The sequence below is a fragment of the Virgibacillus sp. CM-4 genome (genome assembly GCF_000445495.1).
In the GTDB taxonomy this organism is placed as follows: domain Bacteria; phylum Bacillota; class Bacilli; order Bacillales; family Amphibacillaceae; genus Virgibacillus; species Virgibacillus salexigens.
The window spans coordinates 1,014,629-1,030,938 of record NZ_AUQA01000002.1; the positions used below are offsets into that span (position 1 = coordinate 1,014,629).

18 protein-coding genes are annotated in these 16,310 nt (G+C 36.6%); 4 read left to right on the top strand and 14 right to left on the bottom strand.

All coding sequences use genetic code 11. The features are described from left to right. The first annotated feature begins 9 nt into the window (after nt 1-9). From M948_RS28265 to zwf, 3 genes are all read left to right on the top strand, one after another. Nucleotides 10-753, top strand: coding sequence for a threonine/serine exporter family protein (locus tag M948_RS28265; RefSeq protein ID WP_021289787.1), 744 nt, complete (start codon nt 10-12; stop codon nt 751-753). 18 nt (nt 754-771) lie between these two features. Further along, nucleotides 772-1,215 carry a threonine/serine exporter family protein gene (locus tag M948_RS28270; RefSeq protein ID WP_021289788.1) on the top strand — a complete coding sequence of 148 codons (444 nt, stop codon included), beginning with the start codon at nt 772-774 and terminating at the stop codon, nt 1,213-1,215. A gap of 98 nt (nt 1,216-1,313) precedes the next feature. Next, nucleotides 1,314-2,780 (top strand): glucose-6-phosphate dehydrogenase, encoded by a 1,467-nt coding sequence (zwf, locus tag M948_RS28275; RefSeq protein WP_021289789.1) that lies wholly within the window; start codon nt 1,314-1,316, stop codon nt 2,778-2,780. 53 nt (nt 2,781-2,833) lie between these two features. Here the strand turns inward: zwf and M948_RS28280 are convergent, their stop codons facing one another. From M948_RS28280 to M948_RS28300, 5 genes are all read right to left on the bottom strand, one after another. After that, on the bottom strand, nt 2,834-3,136 hold the full coding sequence (locus tag M948_RS28280) for a hypothetical protein (RefSeq protein ID WP_021289790.1): 303 nt from the start codon (nt 3,134-3,136) through the stop codon (nt 2,834-2,836). Between the two features lie 378 nt (nt 3,137-3,514). Next, nucleotides 3,515-6,607, bottom strand: coding sequence for an efflux RND transporter permease subunit (locus tag M948_RS28285; protein WP_021289791.1), 3,093 nt, complete (start codon nt 6,605-6,607; stop codon nt 3,515-3,517). Between the two features lie 3 nt (nt 6,608-6,610). Beyond that, complete coding sequence (locus M948_RS28290) at nt 6,611-7,471, bottom strand: efflux RND transporter periplasmic adaptor subunit (protein WP_021289792.1); 861 nt, start codon at nt 7,469-7,471, stop codon at nt 6,611-6,613. A 31-nt stretch (nt 7,472-7,502) separates the two neighbouring features. After that, nucleotides 7,503-8,393, bottom strand: a complete 891-nt coding sequence (locus M948_RS28295) for a TetR/AcrR family transcriptional regulator (RefSeq protein ID WP_021289793.1) — start codon at nt 8,391-8,393, stop codon at nt 7,503-7,505. Nucleotides 8,394-8,603: 210 nt separating this feature from the next. Further along, entirely contained in the window at nt 8,604-9,104 is a 501-nt protein-coding gene (locus M948_RS28300) for a competence protein ComK (RefSeq protein WP_021289794.1), read from the bottom strand. A 198-nt stretch (nt 9,105-9,302) separates the two neighbouring features. Between M948_RS28300 and M948_RS28305 the strand changes: the two genes are divergently transcribed. After that, a complete protein-coding gene (locus tag M948_RS28305; RefSeq protein ID WP_021289795.1) occupies nt 9,303-9,680 on the top strand; it encodes a YtxH domain-containing protein in 378 nt (125 codons plus the stop codon). Between the two features lie 148 nt (nt 9,681-9,828). Here the strand turns inward: M948_RS28305 and M948_RS28310 are convergent, their stop codons facing one another. From M948_RS28310 to M948_RS28345, 9 genes are all read right to left on the bottom strand, one after another. Beyond that, complete coding sequence (locus M948_RS28310; RefSeq protein WP_021289796.1) at nt 9,829-10,104, bottom strand: hypothetical protein; 276 nt, start codon at nt 10,102-10,104, stop codon at nt 9,829-9,831. Nucleotides 10,105-10,213: 109 nt separating this feature from the next. Next, nucleotides 10,214-10,633, bottom strand: coding sequence for a 3-hydroxyacyl-ACP dehydratase FabZ (gene fabZ / locus M948_RS28315; protein WP_021289797.1), 420 nt, complete (start codon nt 10,631-10,633; stop codon nt 10,214-10,216). Nucleotides 10,634-10,778: 145 nt separating this feature from the next. Further along, nucleotides 10,779-11,105 carry a DNA-directed RNA polymerase subunit beta gene (locus tag M948_RS28320; protein ID WP_021289798.1) on the bottom strand — a complete coding sequence of 109 codons (327 nt, stop codon included), beginning with the start codon at nt 11,103-11,105 and terminating at the stop codon, nt 10,779-10,781. A gap of 65 nt (nt 11,106-11,170) precedes the next feature. Then, nucleotides 11,171-12,004 (bottom strand): flagellar hook-basal body protein, encoded by an 834-nt coding sequence (locus M948_RS28325; protein WP_021289799.1) that lies wholly within the window; start codon nt 12,002-12,004, stop codon nt 11,171-11,173. A 12-nt stretch (nt 12,005-12,016) separates the two neighbouring features. Beyond that, nucleotides 12,017-12,826, bottom strand: coding sequence for a flagellar hook-basal body protein (locus M948_RS28330; protein ID WP_021289800.1), 810 nt, complete (start codon nt 12,824-12,826; stop codon nt 12,017-12,019). 35 nt (nt 12,827-12,861) lie between these two features. After that, nucleotides 12,862-13,863, bottom strand: a complete 1,002-nt coding sequence (locus tag M948_RS28335) for a rod shape-determining protein (protein ID WP_021289801.1) — start codon at nt 13,861-13,863, stop codon at nt 12,862-12,864. A gap of 208 nt (nt 13,864-14,071) precedes the next feature. Further along, complete coding sequence (spoIIID, locus tag M948_RS28340; protein ID WP_021289802.1) at nt 14,072-14,353, bottom strand: sporulation transcriptional regulator SpoIIID; 282 nt, start codon at nt 14,351-14,353, stop codon at nt 14,072-14,074. Nucleotides 14,354-14,880: 527 nt separating this feature from the next. After that, on the bottom strand, nt 14,881-15,033 hold the full coding sequence (locus tag M948_RS43150) for a hypothetical protein (protein WP_021289803.1): 153 nt from the start codon (nt 15,031-15,033) through the stop codon (nt 14,881-14,883). A 98-nt stretch (nt 15,034-15,131) separates the two neighbouring features. Beyond that, on the bottom strand, nt 15,132-16,157 hold the full coding sequence (locus tag M948_RS28345) for an AimR family lysis-lysogeny pheromone receptor (RefSeq protein ID WP_021289804.1): 1,026 nt from the start codon (nt 16,155-16,157) through the stop codon (nt 15,132-15,134). Nucleotides 16,158-16,310 lie beyond the last annotated feature (153 nt).

Sequence of the window (16,310 nt, forward strand, 5' to 3'; positions counted from 1 at the left end):
GGGGATTTCATGCAACAAGATGATGTATCTGTAGCGAAAGTATGTTTATTAGCTGGGAAAATCATGTTACAAAGCGGTGCTGAAACGTATCGCGTAGAAGATACCATGAACAGGATCGCCGCTTCTTATGGATTTAAAAAGGCTGAAAGTTATGCTACTCCAACTGGAATTCAATTTTCTACGGAAGGAGAAGCAACCTATTTCCGGAGGATTTCTAATCGTTCAACAGACTTACATAAGATCGCCGAAGTAAATCATATCTCTCGGCAAATCTCTGCACAAACGATTGAACCAAAGGAAGCTCTCCTGCACCTGAAAGGTATTCAGCATGCAAGTGAATCTTTTCCTTATTGGATACAAATGATTGCTGCTGCCTTCGTTAGTGGAAGCTTTACGATTATGTTTGGTGGAGCATGGCCAGATTTTTTACCCTCCTTCTTTGCAGGCGGTATTGGTTTTTTTGCAATGATTTGGTTTGAAAAAGTAGTTGAAATTCGGTTTATTGCTGAATTCTTTGCTTCCTTTATGATTGCAATAGCTTCAGGAATCGCCATTCACATTGGATTTGGTATACAGATGGATAAAATAATTATTGGTGCGGTCATGCCTCTTGTTCCTGGTCTGCATATTACCAATGCAGTTCGTGATTTGATGGCTGGACATTTGGTAGCTGGTGTTTCCAAAGGTGTAGAGGCAATTCTCACAGCATTTGCAATTGGTGCAGGTGTTGCTGTTGTATTTGCAATCATATAGATGTAGGAGCTGATATGTATGATTATCGCCCAACTAGTTACTAGTTTTATTGCGGCTAGCGGTTTTGGTGTCCTATTTAATGCACCACGTCAAGCCTTAATCCAATGCGGGATGGTTGGTATGTTTGGCTGGATTCTTTATTATATTTTAGTTGATCAAGGTATAGATGCTGTTCCAGCTACGATCTTTGGATCGATGCTTGTAGCAATACTTAGTCACCTATGCGCAAGACTATATAAGACACCAATTATTATTTTTAACGTATCTGGCATTATTCCTCTTGTACCCGGAGGGATTGCGTATGATGCTATGAGACATTTTGTTGAGAATGATTATTTTACAGCCGTACAACTTTCAACTAAGGTAATGCTGCTTGCCGGTGCGATTGCTATCGGACTCATGTTTTCAGAGGTTGCTAACCAGATCATTAAAAAAACTTGGGGTTGGCTCCGTCCGGAATAGTTGATTTTAGGATTTTTTCCTTATAAGATAGGTTGTATTATAATAACTTACATTTAGCTCATAAGCTAATTCGTAAATAGAAAATGGAGAGGGTATTCATGAGTACAGATAAACCAAATGCAATTATTGTTATCTTTGGAGCAACAGGAGACTTATCTAAGCGAAAATTATTCCCTTCCATTTACCGGCTATATAAAAATGGTAAGATTGGTGAGGAATTTGCAGTGGTGGGTCTTGCACGACGTCCATGGACAAATGATGTGTTTAGAGAAAATGTCCGTAATTCTATCGAGCAGTCATCCTCAAAAGAAGAGGATTTAGAAGATTTTTCTTCCCACTTTTATTATCATTCCTTTGACGTGACAGACACATCTTCGTATGATGATTTAAATAATCTGTTAGAGGACTTGGAAGGGCATTACCAAACAGATGGAAATAGAATCTTTTATCTTGCAATGGCGCCTGAATATTTTGGTTCAATTGCCAATCAATTAGAGGAAAATGGTCTGAAGAATGGAAAAGGTTGGACAAGACTTGTTATTGAAAAGCCATTCGGACATGATTTAGATTCCGCCAAGGAATTAAACAATCAAATTCGACATGCATTTGATGAAGATCAAATTTACCGAATTGATCATTACCTAGGCAAAGAAATGGTACAAAATATTGAAGTAATCCGTTTTGCTAATGGCATATTTGAACATCTTTGGAATAATCGATTCATCTCGAATATTCAAATCACATCTAGTGAGAAATTAGGAGTTGAAGAGCGAGCGCGTTACTATGATCATTCAGGGGCAACTAGAGATATGGTACAAAATCATATGTTGCAAATGGTTGCTTTATTAGCCATGGAGCCACCAATTAAATTGACGCCAGAAGAGATTCGATCAGAAAAAGTAAAAGTACTTCGTGCGCTTCGTCTTGTAGATCCAGAGAAAGTAAATGAATTTTTCGTTCGCGGTCAATATGGCAGCAGTAACTCTATCAAGGGATATCGTGAAGAAGCAACAGATCTTGCCAACTCAACTACCGAAACATTTGTTGCTGGTAAAGTAATGATTGATAACTATCGTTGGGCTGGAGTTCCCTTTTATATTCGAACAGGTAAAAAGATGAAGGAAAAGTCAACAAAAATTGTGGTTGAATTCAATGATATACCAATGAATTTATACTACAAAAATGAGACCGAAAAACACCCAAATCTGTTAATAATTAATATTCAACCTAATGAAGGAATTACCTTATACTTAAATGCTAAAAAAGCTGGAATTGGCTCTATTGCTGAACCGATCAAGCTTTCTTACACAAATAATGGCGTTGATGATATAAATACACCAGAAGCGTATGAGAAATTACTATATGATTGTATCATTGGTGATACAACCAATTTTACACATTGGGATGAAGTGGCGCATTCGTGGGAATTTGTAGATTCGCTACTAGATGCATGGGCAGCAGTAACACCAGACTTTCCTAACTACCCTGCAGGATCGATGGGACCTGAAGCTGCGGATGATTTATTAGAAAAGGATGGCTTTCATTGGTGGCCAATTACAGACTAGTTCATGTGAACAAGATACCTTACTACAACGTGAGGTACCTTGTTTTTTACATGCTAATCACCAGATTGATTATCAGGCATCATACCAGTAATGATTAGTACCACCGCTGTAATAAGATGCATAATCATACCAATCCCTGGAATCCATCCAATTAAAGAAGTTAGAATTCCAATTATACTTCCTGCTGTTGCTCCACCATCTCTTCTTGATAAGATCAACGTTATAATATGAAGTACGAGCATAACAAATAGTGGTCCCCATAAATTCGATATAATAAAAGCTCCACCAAGTATTGGAAAACCTAATAACGCTTCAAATATTCCCGTAATCCATTTCATAATTCGTGATATTGACATAGCCTTACCTCCAATCTTACTACCGATTACTATTCCCAAAATGCTTCGTTGTAAACGAATCTCTAAGAAAAATTAGCAGCTCTCATTTTAATTAATTATCAATTTTTTCATCAGTGGGCACTGCTTCAGCTAACTCGCCAAGCACGCTTACCCGATTAGAACATCACAACCCACGCTATTTGACACCAGAATCATGTCTATGACATTTGCTAAGAGTTACGGAAAAATCTGTCTATCCCTTTTGATAATCATATACTCATGTAAAACGGTCTTCTAGCATCAGTGCATGTTCCTTTTCTCGACAAAAGGAACTCCCTCCAAGTAACAGATTTAGTTTCCAGTCTACTTTGAAGGGAGTGTATCAAATAACCGTTCGGATTATTCTCTATCTAGATTATCTTTACTCTTTTTATCTCTTTTAGTAATCTTAGCTGTTAAATCATCAAATAAGGTGTATATTACTGGAATTAACAATAAGGTAAATAAGCTAGATACACCGAGACCAAAAATAATGGTAACTGCCATTGGCTGTTGTGTCTCAGCACCCTCACCAAGAGCTAGCGCCAATGGTACCATTGCCAATATGGTTGTCAAAGTCGTCATAAGAATTGGACGTAATCTACTTGGGCCAGCTTCCAAGATAGCATCATGACGATCCATTCCTTGTCTTCGCAGAATATTTATATAATCTACCAATACGATCGAATTATTAACCACAATACCGGCGAGCATAATAATCCCGATAAACGCAGGAATACTTAATGGTATACCTACAACATATAAGCCGATCAATACCCCAATAACTGTTGTTGGCATAGCAAACATGATAATTAATGGGAATAAGAAATTCTCAAATTGCACTGCCATTACCGCATATACTAAAAGAATCGAGAAGACTAATGCAATTGCCAAATCCGTAAAGGACTCGGTCATATCCTCGGTTTGACCGCCCATTTCATAACTATATCCTTCCGGTAAGTTCATATCTGCCAATGCAGCCTCTACATCCGATGAAACGCTGCCCAGATCTCGATCAACAATTTCACTGGTTACATTCATCTGCGGTTGCTGATTTTCTCGAAGTAAACTTACAGGACCACTCATTTGTTTAAATTCAGCGACTTCATCTAACGATATGGTAGAGCCTTGCGGCGTTTGAATTTTCATATCATGTAAATCCTCAATCGAACTACGCTGGTCTTCTGGATACATCATCGTGACATCCATTTCTTGACCATCTTCCTTGAACTGTGTAGCTACCTGTCCAGTAAACTGCATTTGAATTTGGCCAAGAATTTGTTCCTGATTAAGACCATAAGTTGCCGCTTCTTCCTGATCAACTACTACATTCATTTGCGGTACACCTTCAGAAGCTGTAGTTTCCGGATTGTAGACACCATCAACTTGCGAAATTTCGTCAACCACTTGGTTTGATAATTCACTTAGCACTTCATGCTCTGGCCCATTTAGTTGAATCTGAATTGGACTACCCGTATTCATTCCAGAATCCATCGAACTAACCGTGATTTCCGCACCCGGTATATCTTTCAGGGCCTCATCTATCTCCTGTACCACGTCTGAAGTTGTTTTAACTCTTTCACCAGAAGGCACTAATTGCATTGTGTAGACGGCTTGGTTTCCACTACTACCACCACTGGCGGCAGCCATGCCGCCTCCGCCACCAACACTGACATAATTCGTTTCGATTACAGACTCGAATGGTTCTAACTCTTGATTTACTTTTTCTACGATATCTTCTGTATGACTAAGAGAACTTCCTGGAGCTGTTTCGACTCGAACTTCCATTTGACCTTGATCGGCCGATGGAATCAACTCTGCACCAATAAATGGGGTTAATGCTAAACTTCCTACAATCGCTAAAATGGTGACAAATACGGTAGTCTTCCTATGTCCAAGCACCCACTTTAACACACTGCGGTAACGATCATTTAGCCAACTTAACAAACGGTCAAACCAATAGCGGCGGCCTCCATCTGTCATTGCTTTTTTCAAGAGCTTGGATGATAACATCGGAACAAGTGTCACTGCTACAACGAGCGATGTGATAAGTGAAAACGATACGGCTAGTGCAAGTGGGGTAAATAGATCGGAAGCTATCCCCTCTACATAGATAATTGGTAAGAAAACCACCAATGTAGTTGTAGTTGATGCAATAACCGCAGGGGCTAATTCACTTGCACCCTTGATTGCAGAATCTTTTAAACTGTAACCCCGTTGACGATAAGAATAAATATGCTCGAGAATGACAATCGAACTATCAACCATCATCCCTAACCCAAGGGCTAAGCCGCCTAATGTTAAAATATTCAACGTTTCCCCTGTAAAATACATTAATATGAACGTGGTAATAATTGCAATTGGAATGGATAAACCAATAACAATCGTCGCCCGTACACTCTTAAGGAAGAGTAATAAGATAAAGATGGATATGATACCACCAATTAATATGTTTTGTATGACAGAATCAATCGACATCTCAATAAAATCTGAAGTATCGATAATTACATCCAAATTAACATCTGATGGAAGATCTTGTTTAATTTCCTCAATGCCATCTTCAATATTCGTGGCAACTTCTACTGTATTGCTATCCGTCTTCTTCAACACGGATAAAACTACAGATGGCTTACCATTAACAAGTGTCATACCTGATTGTTCTTTGTAATCGTCTTTTACTTCAGCAAGATCTTCAACATGAACGGTTGCACCTGCTTCTGTTTGAACAATCGTTTGTTCAATATCTTCTAGCGATTCAAATTCACCAGTCACCCGCAGCTGTAGATCTTTATTCCCTTTATCAATGGAGCCAACAGAAGCAGACTGATTGGTGCTATTCAATGATTGTATAATCATTTGTGTAGTTACACCATACTGTTGTAATTTTGCTTCATCTAGTATTAGTTGGATTTCTCTTTCTTTTCCGCCTTCAACCGAAACGGAGCCTACTCCTTCTTGTCTTTCAAAGAATGGGACGACTTGCTCATCAGCTGTTTGCGTTAATGATGCTGCATCATCACCAGTTAAACCGACCCACATAACAGGCATTTGATCTGGATTAAATCGCATAATATTTGGATCTCCAGCCTGCTCAGGCAAAGCTGCTTTCACCTGATCCACACTTTCTCGAACATCTAATAACGCTTGATCTAAGTCCGTTCCATTACTAAACATCAGTACTACTAAAGATGCCCCAGATTGTGACTGGGATTGTACAGTTTCTATCCCTTCTACCGTACTAACTGCTGATTCGATTGGTCTACTAATTAAATTCTCAACTTCTTGTGGTGCTGCATCGTCATATGATGTTGCTACTACTGCTACAGGAAGATCCATCTTAGGGAAAAGATCAATTGTCAAGCTTCGTAAAGAAACGGCACCAAGAGCCAGTAGAGCGAGAACGATCATAATTACGCCAACAGGGCGTTTAACAGATGTTTTAATTATCTTCAACGTCTATTCTCCTTTCACAACATTTACCTGGCTGCCGTCAGATAATGATAACTGACCATTTATAACAATTTGATCGCCTGCTTTAACCTCACCCTCAATGGCTGTTTTATCAGACTGCGTTTCTTTTGGAGTAACTACCGTTCGAATAGCTTCATTATCTTTGATAACATAAACAAAAGACTCATTATTAGCTTCTTCAATTGCTTCTGTCGGTACAATGATGGCAGAATTTATTCTCTCTTCCGGAATATGCAGTTTTGCAGTTAGTCCTGCTATCAAATCCTCTTCATCATTATTAACTGTTGCTTCTATTGGATATAAACCTGTATCATCTGGCATGGTTCCAACTGACGACACTTCTGCTTTATATTGGTTCCCATCAATATCCACGTTTAGCTTATCCTCTCTCTCTACTAAACCACGAACATCCGAGGTAACGGTAAAGTTTAATTGAATTGTTTGTAAATCTGTAATAATCGCTAATGGCTCTTCAGTGGATGCAATTCCTCCCTCACTTACCGATAATTGAGCAATCTCTCCAGCTTTAGAAGCCCTAATATTCTGCTTTCCAGCAAGGGTTTGTATCGTTGCAATGACATCATCTTCTTCTACTTGATCACCATTTTGGACTTCTAATGAATCTATTTCACCAGGATTTTGTACCATTACTGGAGTTGAAGCAGAAGGGGCGGTTCTCCCATATATTGTCTTCTCAATAACAATATCGCCTTCCGTTGCTTCTTCTGTTTCTACAGGTATTACTTTTTCTTCCTGCTCCTGCTCGTCATCATCAGCTTGCTGATTGCATGCACCAAGCAAGGTGATCAATAAAATGGCGGCTATACTAATTCCAATCTTTTTCATCTGTGAAGCTCCTCTCGTTTATCAACGTTATTCAAGATAATAATTCCACATCAAATAAGTCAGCCAATTGTTCAGTCTCTTCTTTTAACTCAGGAAATTGATAGAAATGAGCAAGTAAACCTTGAACAACAACGGATTGATATTCATCCTGGTCTACTTCTTTTTGTAATGCGCTTATTACTTCATGAAGTTGTGCTTTTTTTATTTCATCTAGTTGGATTGCTTCTACATTCATTTTTAACAATTTAAGGGCTATCTGAATCTCATTCCGTTTTTGGTCCATTTCAGCAAAGGAATATGCATTTGGGACTTGGTCTAAACCGATTAGCGGCTCTTCCTTTCTATGTAGCATACCTTTGACTAAATCATCAATTCTCCGAACTAAAAATGCTCCTGCTTCACCACTATCTATTTGTATATCCTCTATCATTAGCCATTTAAAATATCCGCTAAGCAGTCCCTCCGCTTGAATAATGATGTCAATCAAAATAGCATCCATTTCATCCATTTCTTCTTGGTAAATTGCCTTTAAATTGCTCTTCATCCAATTAAAGTTTTCTACTTTTAAGTTATAAATTAACTTATCAATATTTTCTCCTAAGGATATATTCTCACGTATAAACATAAAAATGTAATCCTTATGGCAATAGATATAATCTATTGAAACAGCGAGTTGATTTGCAAAATTCTCTCTTGGTGTGTTACTGTCTTGTTGCATTTGCTTCATTTCTTCAGAAATACGTTGATGGAAGTTATGAATAGCGGTGGCAATAAACGCTTCTTTTGAAGAAAAATAGATATAAAATGATCCTTTGGATACACCAGCTTCATTAGCAATTTCTTGAATAGAAGTATTATAATAGCCTTTTTCAGCTATTAACTTCATCCCAATTTCAATTAATTTTTGTTTCTTATCATTCATGATTAACCCCTCTTTGTAGTACGGATATGCCAGACTATTTGTTTCATTAAACGAATGACTGACCGGTTAGTCACATCACGTTTTACTAAGTGTAACAATGAAACTGTTTTCATTACAAGCACGAAAATAAAATGACATGAAATCTTCATAAATTGCTTCTCATAAAAACAAGGCACTCCTGATAAATGAGCACCTTATGAATCACAACAGCTATCTCAAAATTCGTTTAGAAGGGTTACCTCTACTAAATAGAAAGGAACGGTTCATATGTACAATAATTTGACTTGTACGCTTATATTGCATATCAAATGTATTTAACGATGTATGCGCTAGTAAGTTACTCCCATCATTAAATTGGATTGATGTACATTGGTCATGACTTTGATAGGAATGAATATGATGATATGCAACCCACACACAGGATTTGTTCTTAGTTGAAGCTGTTGGAATCATATATACACCCATTTCGGGAATAACAGGTATCGGAAGCTTACTTGAAGTTTTTAATATATCTCGTACAGCTCCCTTCCTCCCCTCTAGTGTAGACCCGTATACTAAGCAGCTATTGTCAATGATTTGTTCTGGTTTATGTAATGACTTTCTTTCTCTATTCTCTTCTATTATGAGTGATCGGTAATAGGTTAATTCTTTAAGGATAATTGCTTTTGTTCTTGGTGAAATAATATAAACAGATGTAATACAGTTTGTCATTGTCCTCCTCCTTTTTACTAAATTTTGTAATTCTATTTTACTATGATGGCTTTCTTTTTTCATTATTTTTTCAGATTATTTAAAAATATTGGTTTTTAAGGTTTATCTATATAAAGATTCGGGAAACGACTTCTAAATCAAGATTTACTAGTCATGCATTTCCATTGACTAAATTTGCTCATTCAAGGAGGAGAAATTATGGCAGAACAGAATCAAAATACCAATCAACAGAAAGAACTTCGTCTTCAGCACCTTATTACAGGGTCTTTAATCGGGGCAATTGTTGGAGCAATTACATCTTTATTATTTGCACCCAAAACCGGTAGAGAACTACGTGCTGATTTATCCAAACAAATGGTGAACACAAAGGATAATACAGTTGATATCACGAAAAGATTTGGCACTACAGCAAAGGGTAAACTAACAAATATGAAAGAATCTGCTATTGAAAAATCAAGTAAACACAGCATGAAACAGAACGATACTTCAACAGAAGGAATAAATGAAACCAGTGCTTCTACATCTGAACCAACTGAAACAATTGAATCGGATAAGCAAACTGTCAAAGCTAAGTAAATATAAAATACCTAATTTATGTTCAGCTACTACTTATGGAGTTTAAAAGATGGATGTAACGTACATTCAACAAAAAGCAAACCTTCCTCTGTAAAAAAGGAAGGTTTGCTTTCTAATATAAGTATCCAATTATAGTCGATACTAAAACTTATTGGTTACCTTGACCACCATTATTATTTTCTTCTTGCATGTTGTTATCCTTATTTTCTTCCATACCATTATCTTCGTTTGTTTCGTCCTCTAGCGCTGGATCTTCTTCATTCATGCCACCATTGTCATCAGCTGGGTTCTCATTGTTTTCTTGTTCTTCTTGCATTGGAGCATCTTCCTCAGCTGGATCTTGTTGATCATCGGTTCCACAAGCAGCTATTAAAGACAACGCTAAAATGGGGGAACCAAATTTCACGAATAGTTTTTTCTTCATGTGCAAAACCTCCTTTTGAATTCGTTTTCGGTCTTAGCATAACCAAAACAAAAGAAGTCATACACATTTTTTCAATTATTTCCTATAAGTGAAAGATAAAGCAACTATATTATTTTATGGCAAACATAATTTCAGCTTCACAAGCAATTTCTCCATCAACTTTTGCAACAGCTTTGCCTTTGCCAATAGGCCCCTTTAACCTTAATATCTCAACTTCCATTTGTAACTGATCCCCAGGTTTCACTTGTTTTTTAAAGCGACAGTTGTCTACACCGGCTAGAAATCCAATTTTACCTTGATTTTCTTCTAATCCAAGCATGGCAATTGCCCCAACTTGAGCCAAGGCTTCTAAAATTAAAACTCCTGGCATCACTGCATAGCCTGGGAAATGTCCTTGGAAAAATGGTTCGTTTGCAGTAACATTTTTTATACCAGTCACTCGCTTCCCTGTTTCCATTTCCGTTACTCGATCTACCAATAAAAATGGATAACGATGTGGGATTGTTTCTTTAATTTGTTCAATATCCATGAATTACTCTCCTTTTATTATGCTACTATAATTAATATACCATTTGGACGTCATTTACTCATTTAATACATATATAATAACTCGCACCTTTATGCGTAACAAAGCTGAAAAAAGCATCTAGTCTAACGACCGGATGCTTTTTTACTTATTCTGTTTTTATAACGATATCAATTATATGCTGCCATGTTTCTTTTTTTAGTGCATCAACAGGAGCACCGTCACCTATTACACCATAACCAATCATTAGCCCAATAACTAATGCGATTAAACAAAGAAGAAGCACAACAATGATACGTAACCATATTGGGAATACTCGCAACCGGGGAAGCTTATTGTTATTCTTCTGCTTTCGCTTTTGCTCGCTTCTTGACCCTTCAGCTAAGCGCTCCGCTTTCTTTCTAAATGAAAAGCGTTTCTTCGGAGGCACTGCTTGTTTTTCTTCGATTGTTTGATCCTCTTGATTCATAGACATTGTTTTACCCCTTAATTCTTTAAAACTTGAAAAGAAGTTCTATCATTCTGATCACATATATACCGTTATGATCGTAATTGATTAACTAAACCGGACATTTGATCACTCATTGAAATTGTTCGCGAATTAAATTGATAAGCACGCTGCGTTCTTAAGAGATCAGACATTTCTTTTGAAATGTCAATATTCGAAGCCTCTAATGCCCCACTTTTAATCATCTGCTCTTCTGGATTCACCTGTTGGATTATTTCATTCGTATCAATTCCTAGATCAGCTATATTCGGTAATTGAAACATATTATTTCCATCAGACTCTAAAAGTCTAGGACGTACTGCCTCGATCACCGCTAATTGTTCAACGACCTCTGTCTGATTACCTCTTGTAATTTGAATCTGTCCATTAGATTGAATGGCGATATTATCAAACCCTTGTTCAAAAATAATTGGTCCATTTTCCCCTAATATTGGATTTCCATTGCTATTTGTAAGCATAACTTCTTGATTATTATTTATTGGGCTTAAATAAAACGAGCCATCTCTTGTATATCGTGTTTGGGCTATTCCATTCTCGATAACTTGAACCTGATAGAATAAATTCCCTTGAAGTAATGCTGTATCTAAAGCACGTTCCGTTTCTTTAATATTTCCTAAGCTTAAGTTAACATTTGTAGAACCTAGTTTAGCTCCTGCACCAATCCTAATTCCTTCTGGTGTTAATCTTGCCTGTGGATTAGCTGGTTCCGTCAAATTATTTATCTGTTGAAATAATAAAGAGGAAAATTCAGTTTGTCTCGCCTTATAACCTGTTGTTTGGCTATTTGCTAAATTGTTTCCAATCGTATCTAGTTGATTCTGTAACTGATTCATTGTAACAGCAGCCTGTATCATTGTTCTAGACATAAACTTCCCTCCCTAAACCAAACGACCAATTTCGCTTACTGCTTTACCCATGCTTTCGTCATACGCTTTTAATACACGCTGATTTGTTTCAAACATCCGATAAGATTCCATCATTTGTGTCATTGATTGCAACGAATCTACATTTGAACGTTCTAGGAACCCTTGTTTAATGGAAAACGTGACATCTGCTGGCATTTCATCAACTTCACCTGCAAATAAGTTATTCCCTTCTTTTACCATATTATTTGCGTCTGGTGTATAAGCAATATTCAATGCAGCGGTCTGCTCGGGTGTTCGTAACATTCCGTTTGCAGTAACGGTAAATTCCATTCCATTCGTTTGAATAGGTTGTCCTTCTTGATCTAAAACATAGTAACCTTGGTTTGTTACTAGATAACCTTGGCCATCTACAGTAAAGTTCCCATTTCTCGTATATCGAACTTCCCCGGCCTCATTTTGCACAGTAAAAAAAAGATTTGCCGACTGATTTGGTAATTCTCCATTAACCAATGCTAAATCAGTGGTACTACCTGTTTCTCTTATATCACCTTGTCTAAAGTTCGGAATTGTTTCCTGAACATAGACACCTGTGTTTAATGCACCGATCGATTGATGGATTGGAAATTGCATCGATGAATTAACTGAGATTTGATTCCCTTTTCCACCAATGCGATTCATTAACATTTCCGGAAATGCATGCAATGTTGTTTGATCTGCTTTATAACCTGGTGTGTTTGCATTGGAAATATTATTTGAAAAAGCTTCCTGTTGGCGTTGTTGGGCAATCATTCCACTAGCTGCCGTATAAAAGCCTCTTAACAAAATATTCCCTCCCGCTATCCATATTTAATGTATAGTTACACTACTTTTTTTCGTTCTACCTTATCAATATTCTCTAACATAATCCCTGTACCTTTAGCCACACAATTCATAGGTTCTTCTGCAATAAAGACTGGTACTTTCAACTCTTCAGCAAGTAGTTCGTCTATTCCATGTATTAATGCTCCACCACCCGTTAAAATAACTCCACGATCAATAATATCAGCAGACAATTCTGGTGGTGTACGTTCAAGTACAGACTTAGCAGCTTGTACAATAAGGGATACAGATTCACGTAATGCCTCTTCTATTTCAACTGAATTAACAGCAATCGTTCGAGGAAGACCAGAAACCATATCTCTACCGCGGATTTCCATTTCCTCTTTACGTCCATCCTTGAAAACTGTTGCTACATTAATCTTAATTTCTTCTGCTGTTCGTTCGCCGATTAACAGTTTATATTTTTTCTTTATGTATTGAAGTATCTCGATATCAAACTTGTCACCAGCCATTTTAATGGATTCAGAGGTAACAATATCCCCCATCGATAACACGGCAACATCTGTTGTTCCCCCGCCAATATCTACGACCATATTACCGCTTGGCTGGAATATTTCCATTCCTGCGCCGATAGCAGCTACTTTAGGCTCTTCTTCTAAATAAACTTTTTTACCGCCAGATTTTTCAGCTGCTTCTTTAATTGCTTTTTGCTCTACTTTCGTAATATTAGTAGGACAGCAAATAAGGATTCTTGGCTTTGAAAGAAAGCCCTTTACATTTATTTTATTTATAAAATGCTTTAGCATAGCCTCTGTCACATCGAAATCCGCAATTACTCCATCCTTTAGTGGGCGGATTGCTTCAATGTTTCCTGGTGTACGCCCAACCATCTTTCTAGCGGCCTCTCCAACTTCCAATACTTTACCAGTTTGTCGGTCCATAGCCACTACAGAAGGTTCGTTTAAAACAATACCTTTTCCTTTTACATGAATCAATACATTGGCTGTACCAAGATCAATTCCAATATCCCTAGAAAACATGGGTCTAGATCCTCCTAATTAAATTACTGTTACTTTTTTTCCATACTGCTACTAATATAATATTTTACCACAAAAGTCTACAATTAACTGCAATTTAAATAAATTTTGTCTAGGAATTTAGACTTACATCAGTTTTTAGACTTCTAAACATACCAAAACCCAGCAGATAAATCACTGGGTTTTTGAATAAGTGTAATATAACATACTTTTATCCTACTGGTTTAACTTCTTCTTCCTGCTCTGGTTCAATTCTATACTTTTTTCTAGTTGCTTCTCCCCCACGAAGATGACGAATAGCCTTGTGATGTTCTAATATTTTTTTAACCCGATTCGCTAGTTCTGGGTTAATCTCTGGCAATCGTTCTGTCAAGTCTTTGTGGACTGTGCTTTTGGAAACACCAAACTCTTTTGCTATCACTCGGACAGTTTTCTTCGTCTCCACGACATAATTTCCTATCCTGATAGTCCTCTCTTTGATGTAATCGTGCACACCGTTCGCCTCCCTGAGTTGTATATTTCCGAGGTGGTAAGTGAGACAAGGTGTTTGTAATAATAGGCCTGCATATCTCCTGAAAATTCGATAATCAAAGACGATGCTATATAACTTGCGATAGTTCACACCTGCATGCTTCCGTCAATAATTTTACTAAATATTCTGTCATTTATATTCATACCATTAAATTAGTGGGATGTAATTAGGTCTAAAGCTACACAAGTTCTCACCTCAGACATTTCAGTTTAAGTTGGTTTGTATAAGTTTATTAGCAAACGTTTGGGATTATGATTAAAAAAGCATCTTTATCAAGAAGGACAGGTTAATTTTATAAACAAAGGTGGATGTTTCAAATGAAATAGGAGGGTTTGTGGCAATAAAAAACGAAGAAATCATTATAATTTATAAAAAACGATTCAACTTTTCCTTCTTGCATTCATTTTACTTGTTTCTAATTCCTACTAGTAAGTCGTTGACCTTGTTCATAGTATGGTATTTTTTATTTAGTATACCAAACGTGACTCTTAATCGATCCATCCTAGATCAGGATCAGCAGATTGAATACTAACTCCACCATCAATCCATCCTAAATCCGGATCAGCTGTCAGATTACCAGGAATAAAAGAAATCACCATCACTAAAGTAACCACACCAAGTAAAGATTTTAACTTTTTCATTTTATTACCTCCTAATAATTGGTAAGGTAAGAAAAAGTTGAATCGTTAATCCCTATTTAATTGTAAAAGACCAATGCTTAAATCCTACTTATTCCTTTTTATTTCATTGTTTTTAATACACTAAGTGGTAACCTACTGAAGAAGAAATCACTTCGCTTTTCAATAAATTCATTATAAGACTGCAGCAATATTTGCTTGTCATATTTTGCCTTCCCCATATAATACAGTTTAAAAGGGCTATCTAATTTTATTTTACTTAATATAGAAATTGCCTTTGCATTATTGCCTTTAGCTATTTCCATATGAGCTAATTCACTCGCATCCGTTGTTGTTATGTGTTCAAACTGATCAAGTTTCCTAAAGTGAGAAGTTAGAAAAGGTATATTATTATTATTAACACTGTGAATTATATTTTGGAGGCCATGATATTCTGCAATAGAAATTGCTTCATTTAAGTGATACATTCCTTGTAAATACGTATCAAATATATAACTAAGTCCCAATTTAATATGGACACCGGCTTTTGTGTTTGGATTTTGTGATAAATTGAGGACTCTGTAAGCACACTTTCTTGCCATAATTAGCTCATTTCGTAATAAATAATAAATCATCAAGAACTGATTAAGTCTGATATTAAAAAAGGCGATTAAAAAGCGATCATCAATTCGTTCAAAGAGCCTTTGTTGAATATCTAAAAAATTACCGATTTTATCATATTGTTGTAAATCATAATATAAGGTGACTTTGACAAACTCTATTAAACATTTTGTTTCGGGGTCATCTGCAGTCATACGCTTTACTTTCTGCAGTAATTCGTGAGGAGAGTATCGAGTTGTATTGCGATCAATCATTATTTGATAGATTGAGGCCCATTGTCTGTTTGAAGTATACGTAGATTTTTTGTTTTTCTCTACCAACTGTTGCAGTTCTTCAAAAAAGCCATTCATATATAAGAATTCCATGCCTTTTTTCTGAATATCTCTGGATGAGGATTGTAAACAATATTTCCTAATTAATTGCATAACTGTTTCGTTATCATGGTCACGCGACAAGAATTCTTTAAGCTGCTCCAAAGATAAAGTCAATTCATCTTCACCAGCTATAAACGTAGTAGGTAAGGACATGAATCAAAACTCCTTTCCAACAAGAAAACCAAGGAAAAAATATTAGTTATTTCGTCAAGCTTCAACATAATATTTTATTTATCTTTATATTAACACATTTTCCACAAATAAAAAGAGGGAATCGTTCGACAAATTCTGCAAACCATAAAAAAC

Excerpts from the sequence above, each read along its gene's own strand:
- M948_RS28265 (WP_021289787.1), top strand. The coding sequence starts at position 10 with ATGCAACAAGATGATGTATCTGTAGCGAAAGTATGTTTATTAGCTGGG.
- M948_RS28270 (WP_021289788.1), top strand. The coding sequence starts at position 772 with ATGATTATCGCCCAACTAGTTACTAGTTTTATTGCGGCTAGCGGTTTT.
- zwf (WP_021289789.1), top strand. The coding sequence starts at position 1,314 with ATGAGTACAGATAAACCAAATGCAATTATTGTTATCTTTGGAGCAACA.
- M948_RS28280 (WP_021289790.1), bottom strand. The coding sequence starts at position 3,136 with ATGTCAATATCACGAATTATGAAATGGATTACGGGAATATTTGAAGCG.
- M948_RS28290 (WP_021289792.1), bottom strand. The coding sequence starts at position 7,471 with ATGAAAAAGATTGGAATTAGTATAGCCGCCATTTTATTGATCACCTTG.
- M948_RS28295 (WP_021289793.1), bottom strand. The coding sequence starts at position 8,393 with ATGAATGATAAGAAACAAAAATTAATTGAAATTGGGATGAAGTTAATA.
- M948_RS28300 (WP_021289794.1), bottom strand. The coding sequence starts at position 9,104 with ATGACAAACTGTATTACATCTGTTTATATTATTTCACCAAGAACAAAA.
- M948_RS28305 (WP_021289795.1), top strand. The coding sequence starts at position 9,303 with ATGGCAGAACAGAATCAAAATACCAATCAACAGAAAGAACTTCGTCTT.
- M948_RS28310 (WP_021289796.1), bottom strand. The coding sequence starts at position 10,104 with ATGAAGAAAAAACTATTCGTGAAATTTGGTTCCCCCATTTTAGCGTTG.
- fabZ (WP_021289797.1), bottom strand. The coding sequence starts at position 10,633 with ATGGATATTGAACAAATTAAAGAAACAATCCCACATCGTTATCCATTT.
- M948_RS28320 (WP_021289798.1), bottom strand. The coding sequence starts at position 11,105 with ATGTCTATGAATCAAGAGGATCAAACAATCGAAGAAAAACAAGCAGTG.
- M948_RS28325 (WP_021289799.1), bottom strand. The coding sequence starts at position 12,004 with ATGTCTAGAACAATGATACAGGCTGCTGTTACAATGAATCAGTTACAG.
- M948_RS28335 (WP_021289801.1), bottom strand. The coding sequence starts at position 13,863 with ATGTTTTCTAGGGATATTGGAATTGATCTTGGTACAGCCAATGTATTG.
- M948_RS43150 (WP_021289803.1), bottom strand. The coding sequence starts at position 15,033 with ATGAAAAAGTTAAAATCTTTACTTGGTGTGGTTACTTTAGTGATGGTG.
- M948_RS28345 (WP_021289804.1), bottom strand. The coding sequence starts at position 16,157 with ATGTCCTTACCTACTACGTTTATAGCTGGTGAAGATGAATTGACTTTA.